Genomic DNA, 9,439 nt, shown 5'->3' on the forward strand with positions numbered 1-9,439 from the left:
ACTATCCAGAATACCATCGATTAATTCGTAATGTCCCCTTTCAACAGATGCAATATTTTTAAAAATTTGTTTCTGTTCCATATCACCGGTCATTTCAGCAAGTTGTTTATAGAAATCTTCACTCTTTCTCTCAAGCCGCAAAGCACCGAGAAGTACCCCTATTTCATCCAGTCTATCGTCAAATTCTGATGAAAATGACACCTTGAAATCCGGAGCTTTTTCTCCCTCTACAACAGGGGATAGATGATTATCCTTTTTAAGTTGCTGTAAATACTGCTCATGTTTTTTTTCTTCATCTGCCAGATATTCATACATATCCTTTACACCGGGATTCTTAATCTGGGATGCTTTTTCAATATAGAAATCTCTTCCCTGCTGTTCAAGGCTTATTGCCATATCAATTGCTTCTTCCATTGATTCTATGTTATTAAGTTCTTCTTCATTTATTTCATCCAAGATATTAGTCATTTATCTCACCTTCAAGTTTTACATGTAAGCTTGGTTAAGAATTTATAAGAAAAATATTGTTAATTATTAAACGCTATATGTGGATTTAAAAGCCACACATCTCCCGTTAGAATGGATAGAATTATAAATTTAAATACCTTTCCACATGTAATTTACTAATCTTTTCTCTGCGGTCAAAAATTGTTTGATAAATTTTTCGATTTAGAAAACTTTTTATTTAACTGTTAACATTAAAGGATTGGATAACATTTATAAAAAGAGACATTTTTCTGTATAATAATTATTGTAATTAAGAGGTAATGTGATGGACAAAATCAAAATCGCAATTGCAGGGATTGGCAACTGTGCGAGTTCATTGATTCAGGGTATCGAGTATTACAAAGATAACAATGATAAAGAAGCCATTGGTCTGATGCACTGGGAAATTGGTGGATATAAACCATCTGATATTGAAGTTGTAGAAGCTTTTGATATTGATGAAAGGAAAGTAGGAAAAGATATTTCTGATGCTATTTTTGAAGCGCCAAACTGTACCACCATATTTTGTGATGATGTTCCTAAATCTGGTGTCAGAGTAAAAATGGGAAAAATACTTGATGGATATTCAGACCACATGGAAAACTATAGTGACAATAATGCTTTTGTTCTCAGCAATGAAAAAGAATCCAATAAAGATGACATCGTAAAAGCACTCAAAGATTCAGGCACTGAAATGCTTGTTAATTACCTGCCTGTAGGTTCTGAAGAAGCAACCCGTTTCTATGCTGAATGTGCACTTGAAGCAGGTGTCGCTTTTATAAACAGTATGCCGGTGTTTATTGCAAGTAATCCAGAATGGTCGGAAAGGTTCAATGAGAAAAATATTCCCATAATCGGTGATGATATCAAGGCACAGATTGGTGCTACAATCGTCCACAGGACTCTGTCCCACCTATTCCAGAACCGCGGAGTTAAAATAGACAGAACATATCAATTAAACACAGGCGGGAACACTGATTTTTTGAATATGCTCAATAGGGATAGACTCAATTCCAAAAAAAAATCCAAAACAGAAGCAGTTCAGTCAGTTCTTGATGAACCAATGGATGATGATAATATACATGTGGGACCAAGTGATTATGTAGCATGGCAAAAAGACAACAAGGTTTGTTTTCTGAGAATGGAAGGGCGACTATTTGGAGATGTTCCAATGAATCTTGAAATGAGGTTGTCTGTAGAAGATTCACCGAATTCAGGTGGTGTTGTTATTGATGCTATAAGGTGCTGTAAACTTGCCATTGATAGAAATCAAGGCGGAATACTGTATTCGCCCTCTGCATACTTTATGAAACATCCACCAATCCAGTATTCGGATGATGAAGCCTATAATATGACGAATGAGTTCATCGATGGAAGACGGAATTATTAAGTTACAAATGTCAAACAAACCCAGAACAAAAGTATATGGTGTAGATTTCAGTGGTGCAAAAAACGCCTGTAAAAAAATATGGATTAGTGAAGGAATTATCCAAGATAACAACCTTTTAATTAATAATTGCTGGCAAATATCTGATTTTCTGGATAACAAGCAAAAAAAAAACAGGTATTTATGCCACACTGTTCTTAAGGATTTTATTGCTGAAAACGTCAATGCTGTTTTCGGTCTGGATGTGCCGTTTGGTGTACCAGAAACAATTATGGATGGATATGACTGGGAATACTACACCAAGAATTTTGCGTATATGTTCAATAATCCCGAAGATTTTAGAAATTCATGCCTTAGAAAAACTAGGTTTAAAGAACTTAAAAGGTATACAGATATTGATAAAAAAGCCCCTTTCTGTGTTTACAATCTGCGACTATACAGGCAGACCTTTTACGGAATCAGAGATATCATACACCCCCTGATAAAAGAAAACCAAGTATCTATACCTCCTATGGAAACCCTCGAAAATGAAAAGTCATGGTTGATAGAAATCTGTCCTGCCTGCACATTAAAACAGAAACAACTTTACATACCCTACAAAGGCAAAACAGAAAAAGAACAAAAATCCCGTATGAGGATAGTTGAATATTTCAACAGCAGATTCAACTTGTCACTAAAGGTTAAAGAATCTGCGGTAGAGGATAAGGAGGGGGATGCACTGGACAGTGTTATCGCAACAATTGCCACATATAACGCGCTTGATAAAATTTCTAATTCCTGTTTTATGAAAAATATCCCTGATATCTACAAAAAAGAGGGATATACATTTGCCTGAAAAAATAAGGTAAAAGAATTGTTATTTATTTTTGCACACCGAGTATGTCATAGAGCTCTTCAGAACTTTTCAATATATGTATGTTTTCCATCTGTGCAAGTTTCTCGGTGTTGGATACATCGATTTCCCGCATTTTGAGTTCAAGCTCCCTTCCACCAGGAGCATAGGATTTCAGAGACCCACGTTTCTGGTCAACAGGTAGCATATAGATAGGGGTTTGACCCTTTGCAGTTTGTGCCACTGTATTTGTCACAAGTGTATCTGCTATACCATAAACAATTTTGGCTACTGTATTTGATGTAGCAGGTGCTATAACCAGTGCATCATAATGACCTACCTGCAATGGTCCGACTATAAAAGGCGAGTTGGGTCCATTTTCAGTTTTGAAATTGGGAAAATCTTTCTGGATACTGTCCCACATTTGATACCATTTCATTACTGTCTCGCCTTCCTTAGAAAGAAATACCATTGTTTCAATGTCGGATTTGGATTTAATATCAACCATTGTATTGTATGTTTCCTTTATGAGGTCACCTGAACCTGTGATACCCCATGCTATTCGGTTTTTCTTTACCATAATCACACTCCCTTAATCAATTAATAATTCTTTGTCCACAGTTCAAAATAAACCTGTGGATGCGCACATGCAGGACATACCTCTGGTGCAGCCATTCCTTCATGAAGATAGCCACAATTCCTGCATTTCCATATTACTGTTTCATCCTTTTTAAATACTTGTCCATTATTAATGTTATCCATTAATGCACGGAATCGGTCTTCATGTCCCTTCTCTGCAACTGCTATATTTCTCATCACTGATGCAATTTCAGGAAATCCCTCTTTTTCAGCAATATCTGCAGATTCAGGATACATTTGAGTGTTTTCGTAATTTTCACCATTTGCTGCAGATTCAAGATTTTGTAGCGTATTTCCGATTACACCTGAAGGATATGTGGCTGTTATTTCTGTATCTCCTCCCTCCAAAAACTTAAAAAGCCTTTTGCCATGCTCTTTTTCATTTTCTGCTGTTTCTGTGAACAACGCTGCTATTTGTTCATATTCTTCCTTTTTTGCCTGTGACGCAAAAGAGGAATATCTGTTGCATGCCTGTGATTCACCTGCAAATGCTGCCAGCAAATTTTTTTCTGTCTGGGTTCCTTTCAAACTTTTCATTTTTAAACTCCAGACAAACTATATAAATTTGAATAATTTTATATTTAATAACCTGTAAAGAGTTCTTTTTTAACTTTGTTACGTGGGATATCAAGATTTTCCAGCAATGATACTACCGAATTCACCATGCCTGGTGGACCACATAGATAATACATATGGTCTTTAAAATCTGGTATTTCTCTTGTTATTAAATTATCACAAATATGTTCCCTGCAACCCTGCCATTCACTGGATGCCCTTGTCAGAGTAATAACCACTTTCAGGTTCTCATTCAGTTTCTGAAGGTTTTCCAGTTCACTATAAAATACAATGTCATCTTCGGTTTTATAGCTGCTTACAAGAGTAATACTGGTATCAAGGTTTAAATCAGTACAGTATTTGCAGATACTTATCATAGGTGTTATACCTATTCCACCGGAAAGAAGGGATATTTTTTCATAATCACCTTCAAATGTCATTTTCCCGTAAGGTCCATCAATTTTTAAAAGGTCGCCTGAACCCATTGAATCAAGTACATTGGAATATTCATGACCTGTGAACTTTTTGGTAAATTCAAGGTGGTTCTTTTCAGTAGGACTGCTGGAGAGGGTAAACGGTTTGTGTACCATTTCTCCATTTACAGGAATTGTTATAAAGTCATATTGTCCGGCTTTATAATCGAATCCCTCCGGTCTATTGAACCTGAAACTTTTTACATCATGAGTTCTCTGGATGACCTCTGTTACCGGTTCACTAAATTCCATGTTGTCTCCGTTTAATCCTGCTTTTCAACCTGTTTCATAAGAATTGCAGTTTTAACCAATTTTTTTACCGTCCTTCTTAGACCTCTGAGACCTTCATCATCTTCGCCCACTACTTCTCCACCTTTATCTTTTGACCAAAATGTACCGCCAAGATTTGACCCAAACGACCCTCCAGACACAGGTAGCATTTCATTGATTACATAAAAATTGTGAATTGCCTGTATTGCAGGCTCTTGACCTCCTACACGATCACCACCTACTGCTGCAGCTGCTCCAACTTTATTTAAAAAAACTTTAGGGTCTTGAGCAACAACCGCACGACATCTGTCCATTATAGTCTTGGTCTGGGCACTGAGTGTACCCTGATAGGCAGGGGTTCCTATAATCCATGCATCTGCCCACTTCATCTTTTCGTAGAGGTCTACTATATCATCTTCATGGATGCACCCTTTCTGAGTCCTTATACAATAATCACAATGGATACAAAACTTTAATTCCTTTCCACTGGCAGAAAAATAATCTGTCTCTGCCGAATATTTTTCTTCAGCATGCCTTAAAGCTTCCCGGATTATATAATCAGTAGCTTTTTTTCTGGGACTGCCTGATATACCCAGCAGTTTTATAGTATTATTATCATCAGACATATTTATCATTCCCTCTTTTTATGGTTTCTATAATAAAGTATTACCACCAATATTGAAAAAATTAATATCAAAACATCTACTCCAAATCCCGGCGTAACTGAGGACCCTCGAGAAGCGTTTGGGTCTCTTATAAGACTGGTTTTTTCGTTCATGGTTACTACTGGTACTTTATGTGTACCCCGACCAAACAATCTATCTATCACATCCTGAGGTGCTGAACGATATTGTAGTTTTGCATTAACAGTTATTGGATATTCTACATCTGCAGGTATTGAAAAATTATGTTTTTGAATAACTGTTTCTTCTGGAGGTATTCTGTCATCAGACAAAATAGTTTCAGCGTTCCAGAATTTTAGGGTTGGTTCACCCTTGCTATTACCAAGAATCATGTTAAATATATTAGTCCCAGACTCGATATTTCTCTGTTTATCCATCAAACCTGTATGGTATATTCGGTTTCCATTCCCATCGGTTACTGAGATTTGTGTCCACATCTGTCTTATTTCAGAAACCCCTGTAGGGATTTTATGACCCGCACCTGAATTGGTTATTGCTACTTCTACATTTACAGTTTCGTTTTTACTCGCGTTTACAGGGGATTTCAGATCCATAGTAGCTGCCTTTTCCAGACGTTCTATTGCTCTTTTTCTGTGAGTTTCCTCATCAAGTATGTCAGTAACAAATGCATTGGCACCAGCAAAATAATGAAGTGAAATATGGTCTCTTTTAGGTGCCCCTGTTGCAGACCTTCCCGGATTGGGTTCAAAATTTGTTATTCCGGGAGACATATGACAATCCTGACACTGTGTACCTTCTGAAGAATATGAACTGTTCTTCCATACCTTGTAGGTATCATCAACAAGAACTCCATTGGAATTTTTTACATAATGGCACATTCCACAGAATTCAGATTTTGTGTGAAGTATGGAATATTTGGTATCATGATATGTGGATTCGGATTCTTTTAAAGGTCCCCTCTGGATTTCGCCTGGGGACAGGATGAACGGTGCATTTGATGTACCTATTCCTGCATTTCCTGAAACACTGTGACAGAAATCACACTGTACCCCTTCTCTGGATACATCGCTCAGTTCTTCACCCGGCGCTTCCCCAGAGGCAACTCCTATAGGAGTGTGACAGCGCAGACAGTATTTATCTGTCTTTCCATTTGTATCTTCACTTGCAACCTGGTATTCTTTTTGATAGAAGGGGTCTATGTATGCATTCGAATGCATACTACCGCCCCATTGACTGTGAGTTATTCCATGGCAGGTGGAACATCGGGATGATTCTTTAAACTGGTCGGACGAGACCTGCCCATGACTTGTTGGTTCTGCCGCAAAAACTACAGGAGACAATAATAAAATGAACAATACCAAAAAAATCGGAGCAAATATTGTTCTGATAATTTAATTCCCCCATAATAAACAAAAATAAAATAGAAATATAGTAAAGGATAGGTTAAATACAAACGGCATTTGTTATTTGTAACACCGTAAGGATTTAACTGAGTATTTTATTCTGTTTCTTTCTGTAGTAATTTCAGTGCGTCCCTACAGGCAGCTACAGCAGGAGCACCCGAAGTTATCCCTATTACATCCATGGTTTCCATGATTTCTTCTTTGGTTGCACCGTGATTAATGGCATTTATCATCTGTGTCTGGGCGCATCTTTCACATTGTTTGGATGCAACTACTGCAAGTGCCATAAGGACTTTATATTTTGATGGTATCTCGCCATCTGATAAAATCCTTTTGTTGCAGGCGTTATATCTTGTGAGATGGTCAGGATCAAGTTCACCAAGTATCTCCAGTATATGTGGTGTATATCCTATCTTTTCGCCCATTTCTTTTAATAAGTCATCTGGTTCAAGATGTTCTTCTTTTTTATCTGTCATTTTATATCCTCCCCTTTATCAATCATTTAATCAAAACTATCAGTTATAATATTATCAGCACATTCATTGCATACAAATATTGGAAGCGGTTCTGGCAACCTTTTAAAATTTGGGTATGTTCCAACCGATACGGGAAGTTCTAATTTTTTGGTATGTGTAGAACAAATACCTTTACCACAGAAAGTACAGGTTCCTGTAGATTCTTTATCTACACCTTCATTCATACAATCATAGCATTTCATCATAAAAATCACTCCGGTTAATAGTTCTCCTTGACTACTTTATGACATGTTGGACAAAGCATCTGAGGTAAATGCTGCATGTCCTTTGTACTACATTCAACACCCATTCCACACTCCAATTCCACGTCATATTCGCCTTTCATAACAGGAAGGTCTTCCCGTACCGAATGTTCTTTACAGATACCTCTCCCACAGAGAATACAGATACCTATTGTATCGACATCTTTTCCTTGCTGAGCACAGTCATAACATAACATTAGAATCTTCCTTTGTTTTTTTATTTATCAATTAACAGTATATGTATTACCAATGATTTATATTTATTCAACCAATTCCATTTCTTCTCCGCAACATACCAGTACTCCGCCACCAACTACAGTGACTTCTACTTCATTGCCGCATATTTCACACACATATTTTTCGCCAACACTTGATACTGCCAATTAATCACCTCCTACAACTATCAATTAGTTTGCTACTGCCAACATATATGTATATTGGTCAATTATTAATTAACTTTCAAATTCTCTGGGATTTGGGATTTTACCACAAAAAAATCCAGTATTCCGGTTCCTCGTTCAAAAGTATATATATTGATATTATATGGTATATTGATAATCGACCCTTCTGAATGATTACAGGTATTCTGTAAATCCAGTATCAACTTCATATGACCTTTAACAATTATCAGATAAACGTTTGAATCGGTTATATGCTCTGGTATGTTGTCCCCCTGATCCAGTGACAGATGATTTAATTGAATGTAGTTGTCATCGATTATCCTTTCGATTAACTTATTATTGGATTTATTAAAGGTGTACGTCATTGTAATTGATAAACTTAGTAACATTAGATAACTAATTTTATTATCAATTACATTCGTGAGATATACTCACCGGGTGTAACGCTACACCCTCTATCCCATCTAAATCAGGGATTGCTTTTTTCATAATATTATAGGCACCATTTACATCAGCATTAATTATAATACCGTTAGATGATTGGAAAAGCCCTCTTTTAATTCTTTTACCAATATAAGAAGTCCTTCTCTCAACTGGTTCACCATCGAGGAACGAACACTTCGATGTATAGGATTCTTCTTGCTCAATCACTTTCAATCCAACATCTTCGGCTTTGTATTTTAGTTGTTCAAGAAGTCTATGAAATGGAATCTGTGTAAACTTTTGGTTGTTGCGTTTACCCATATCCACTTCTTGCTTCCACCCTTCGTTATATCCAATGACTAGTGTGCCGATGTTGTATTTGACACAAAAATCAACAATCGTTTTACTTGCTTTATGGAAGAAGTCATTGATTTTCATTTTATATTTATGGTATAGTTTTTTCAGTTTTTTGCTGTTTTTGATGCCTAATTTATCATAAATGGATTTTAGTTTTCCAGCTTTTTTGTTGTAGAACTGGTTTATTGATTTTGCGACACCGCCCTTAATAACAATCGGTTTTTCACCGATGTTATTCACCATAGTGACGATATTATTAATTCCCAGGTCGATACTGGCGATTTTTTCTTCGTTTAGATTTGGTGTTTCTAAACCCTTCTCGTAAACAATTTCACACTTATAACCAACTCCCATAGGAAGAATTCGAACTTGATTTAGTTTAGTGTCATCTTGAAGACGAGTTTCTACTTGCAGGTTCGTTTTCTTCGGGAACTTGATGACTCCGTTTTTTATCCTACACTGTTGGTTTGTGAAAGTGAGAATATTTTCGCCATTTTTCTTTTTATATTTTGGTGGGTTGGGTTTTGAATAGTAATTTTCTGGGTTCTTTTTCCAGTCTTTAATTGATTGGAAGAAAGATTTCCAGTTTTTATCCATCAGTTTTAGTGTCTGTTGTGCTGTTTGTGTGGGTAAAATAGAATAATTTTCAGTACCTTTTAACTGTTTATTTAGTTCTTCGTATCTTACCCAATCACCTTCATCATTTAGAGATTGCTTAACTATGAAGTTTGCCTGGTTGTATAGGTTCTTGGAAATATGACACAACCAGCTAAGGTTTTTATCATAATTTA

At 36.4% G+C, this 9,439-nt stretch carries 14 protein-coding genes; 2 read left to right on the plus strand and 12 right to left on the minus strand.

Features of this window, described 5'->3' with window-relative positions; all coding sequences use genetic code 11:
- On the minus strand, positions 1-468 hold a 468-nt coding region (locus QZ276_RS04900; protein WP_292485816.1), incomplete at its 3' end, for a ferritin family protein.
- Between the two features lie 304 nt (positions 469-772).
- On the opposite strand from QZ276_RS04900, the gene QZ276_RS04905 reads away from it, so the two are divergent.
- Together QZ276_RS04905 and QZ276_RS04910 are read left to right on the plus strand one after the other, a co-directional pair.
- Positions 773-1,876 carry an inositol-3-phosphate synthase gene (locus QZ276_RS04905; RefSeq protein ID WP_292485818.1) on the plus strand — a complete coding sequence of 368 codons (1,104 nt, stop codon included), beginning with the start codon at positions 773-775 and terminating at the stop codon, positions 1,874-1,876.
- Complete coding sequence (locus tag QZ276_RS04910) at positions 1,857-2,708, plus strand: hypothetical protein (RefSeq protein WP_292485820.1); 852 nt, start codon at positions 1,857-1,859, stop codon at positions 2,706-2,708. The genes QZ276_RS04905 and QZ276_RS04910 overlap by 20 nt, the downstream gene beginning before the upstream one ends.
- Before the next feature lie 25 nt (positions 2,709-2,733).
- Here the strand turns inward: QZ276_RS04910 and afpA are convergent, their stop codons facing one another.
- The 11 genes from afpA to QZ276_RS04965 all read right to left on the minus strand — a co-directional run.
- Positions 2,734-3,285: an archaeoflavoprotein AfpA gene (gene afpA / locus QZ276_RS04915; protein ID WP_292485822.1), complete on the minus strand. Its 552-nt coding sequence runs from the start codon at positions 3,283-3,285 to the stop codon at positions 2,734-2,736.
- A 20-nt stretch (positions 3,286-3,305) separates the two neighbouring features.
- Positions 3,306-3,881 carry a rubrerythrin gene (rbr, locus tag QZ276_RS04920; RefSeq protein ID WP_292485824.1) on the minus strand — a complete coding sequence of 192 codons (576 nt, stop codon included), beginning with the start codon at positions 3,879-3,881 and terminating at the stop codon, positions 3,306-3,308.
- A 44-nt stretch (positions 3,882-3,925) separates the two neighbouring features.
- A complete protein-coding gene (locus tag QZ276_RS04925; protein WP_292485826.1) occupies positions 3,926-4,624 on the minus strand; it encodes a ferredoxin--NADP reductase in 699 nt (232 codons plus the stop codon).
- Positions 4,625-4,635: 11 nt separating this feature from the next.
- Positions 4,636-5,268 carry a flavodoxin family protein gene (locus QZ276_RS04930; protein ID WP_292485828.1) on the minus strand — a complete coding sequence of 211 codons (633 nt, stop codon included), beginning with the start codon at positions 5,266-5,268 and terminating at the stop codon, positions 4,636-4,638.
- 5 nt (positions 5,269-5,273) lie between these two features.
- The gene (locus tag QZ276_RS04935; RefSeq protein WP_292485830.1) at positions 5,274-6,626 is read right to left on the minus strand and encodes a multiheme c-type cytochrome; all 1,353 of its coding nucleotides are present in this window, start codon (positions 6,624-6,626) and stop codon (positions 5,274-5,276) included.
- Between the two features lie 158 nt (positions 6,627-6,784).
- Positions 6,785-7,165: a carboxymuconolactone decarboxylase family protein gene (locus QZ276_RS04940; RefSeq protein ID WP_292485831.1), complete on the minus strand. Its 381-nt coding sequence runs from the start codon at positions 7,163-7,165 to the stop codon at positions 6,785-6,787.
- A gap of 26 nt (positions 7,166-7,191) precedes the next feature.
- The gene (locus tag QZ276_RS04945; RefSeq protein WP_292485833.1) at positions 7,192-7,410 is read right to left on the minus strand and encodes a DUF2180 family protein; all 219 of its coding nucleotides are present in this window, start codon (positions 7,408-7,410) and stop codon (positions 7,192-7,194) included.
- A gap of 14 nt (positions 7,411-7,424) precedes the next feature.
- Complete coding sequence (locus tag QZ276_RS04950) at positions 7,425-7,664, minus strand: DUF2180 family protein (RefSeq protein ID WP_013195534.1); 240 nt, start codon at positions 7,662-7,664, stop codon at positions 7,425-7,427.
- 63 nt (positions 7,665-7,727) lie between these two features.
- On the minus strand, positions 7,728-7,850 hold the full coding sequence (locus QZ276_RS04955) for a desulfoferrodoxin dfx domain-containing protein (protein ID WP_013195533.1): 123 nt from the start codon (positions 7,848-7,850) through the stop codon (positions 7,728-7,730).
- Between the two features lie 65 nt (positions 7,851-7,915).
- Positions 7,916-8,233 (minus strand): hypothetical protein, encoded by a 318-nt coding sequence (locus tag QZ276_RS04960; RefSeq protein ID WP_292485836.1) that lies wholly within the window; start codon positions 8,231-8,233, stop codon positions 7,916-7,918.
- Positions 8,234-8,276: 43 nt separating this feature from the next.
- Positions 8,277-9,439, minus strand: a 1,163-nt coding sequence (locus tag QZ276_RS04965) for a transposase (RefSeq protein ID WP_292485838.1), incomplete at its 5' end; no start/stop codon positions are given.

Source organism: Methanohalobium sp. (genome assembly GCF_018609725.1).
Classification (GTDB): domain Archaea; phylum Halobacteriota; class Methanosarcinia; order Methanosarcinales; family Methanosarcinaceae; genus Methanohalobium.

Excerpts from the sequence above, each read along its gene's own strand:
- QZ276_RS04905 (WP_292485818.1), top strand. The coding sequence starts at position 773 with ATGGACAAAATCAAAATCGCAATTGCAGGGATTGGCAACTGTGCGAGT.
- QZ276_RS04910 (WP_292485820.1), top strand. The coding sequence starts at position 1,857 with ATGGAAGACGGAATTATTAAGTTACAAATGTCAAACAAACCCAGAACA.
- afpA (WP_292485822.1), bottom strand. The coding sequence starts at position 3,285 with ATGGTAAAGAAAAACCGAATAGCATGGGGTATCACAGGTTCAGGTGAC.
- rbr (WP_292485824.1), bottom strand. The coding sequence starts at position 3,881 with ATGAAAAGTTTGAAAGGAACCCAGACAGAAAAAAATTTGCTGGCAGCA.
- QZ276_RS04925 (WP_292485826.1), bottom strand. The coding sequence starts at position 4,624 with ATGGAATTTAGTGAACCGGTAACAGAGGTCATCCAGAGAACTCATGAT.
- QZ276_RS04930 (WP_292485828.1), bottom strand. The coding sequence starts at position 5,268 with ATGTCTGATGATAATAATACTATAAAACTGCTGGGTATATCAGGCAGT.
- QZ276_RS04940 (WP_292485831.1), bottom strand. The coding sequence starts at position 7,165 with ATGACAGATAAAAAAGAAGAACATCTTGAACCAGATGACTTATTAAAA.
- QZ276_RS04945 (WP_292485833.1), bottom strand. The coding sequence starts at position 7,410 with ATGATGAAATGCTATGATTGTATGAATGAAGGTGTAGATAAAGAATCT.
- QZ276_RS04950 (WP_013195534.1), bottom strand. The coding sequence starts at position 7,664 with ATGTTATGTTATGACTGTGCTCAGCAAGGAAAAGATGTCGATACAATA.
- QZ276_RS04960 (WP_292485836.1), bottom strand. The coding sequence starts at position 8,233 with ATGACGTACACCTTTAATAAATCCAATAATAAGTTAATCGAAAGGATA.